The organism is Mycobacterium scrofulaceum, from assembly GCF_001667885.1.
In the GTDB taxonomy this organism is placed as follows: domain Bacteria; phylum Actinomycetota; class Actinomycetes; order Mycobacteriales; family Mycobacteriaceae; genus Mycobacterium; species Mycobacterium scrofulaceum_C.
Window position 1 is genome coordinate 1 of sequence record NZ_LZJW01000088.1, and the last position, 926, is coordinate 926.

A 926-nucleotide genomic window follows, 5' to 3' on the forward strand; every position below is an offset into this window, starting at 1 on the left:
CGGCGGCGCGGTCGACGAGGTGATCGCGGCTATCGGCGGCACCCGCGAAGGTGCGCTGGCGGGCGGGCACCAATTGGTGTCGACGGGCGTGACCTGGACGGACCCCGCGGACGTCGGCGCGCTGCGGGAAGCGATGGCGCGCCACGGCATGGGCAACGTGATGCTGGTGTCCCCGCTGCTCGCCGCGGCCGCGCTCGCGCAGACGGTCGGGTACGCGCTCGACTACGCGCACATCGCGATGCTGTTCGTCGAGCCCGAGGCCGCGACGCTGGCCGTCGTCGACGTCACCGACGGCTCGATCGTCGACCTGCACCGCCAGCAGCTTGCCAACACCGGGCAGGAGTCGCTCGCCGCCGAGTTGGCGACGATGGTCGCCGGGCTGGGCGCACGGGGTGCCCGCGCGGACGGCGTGTTCCTGATCGGCTGCGGCGCGGACATCGTGCCCCTCAAGCCCGCGCTCGAGGCCGCGGCGCCGCTCGAGGTGACGGCCCCCGAGGAGCCGGAGATGGCGCTCGCCCGCGGGGCGGCGCTGGCGTCGGCGAACGCGCCGCTGTTCGCCTCGTCCACGGCGGCCCTGGCGTACGCGCTGGACCCCGGCACCGGGGAGGTGAGCCCGCGACCGCTGGGCCCGACGTACCTCGACGTCTGGGGCAACGCCGACGCCGAGGCCCTGGCCTACAGCGCCGTCGCCGACGAGGACCAGGTCGTCCCGCGCCGGCGCCGGCCCATGTTCCTCGCCGGTAGCGCGCTGGCCGGCATCGCCGCCGTCACCGCCGGTGTCGTGCTGGTTTCGCTGACCTCCGATCGTCCGACGTCCGAGCAGCCGCAAAATCCGCGCGTCAATGTCGCCACCCCGGCCAAGCAGGCGAGTTTTCGCGTGCTAGGGACGGCGCGGCTCAGCGGGAGGCCGGTTCGCTGAGCTTGAC

1 pseudogene is annotated in these 926 nt (G+C 74.5%); it reads left to right on the top strand.

The features are described 5' to 3' along the window. Positions 1-865 (top strand): annotated as a pseudogene (locus tag A5681_RS27430) (DUF7159 family protein); the annotation flags it as partial. Positions 866-926: the final 61 nt, after the last annotated feature.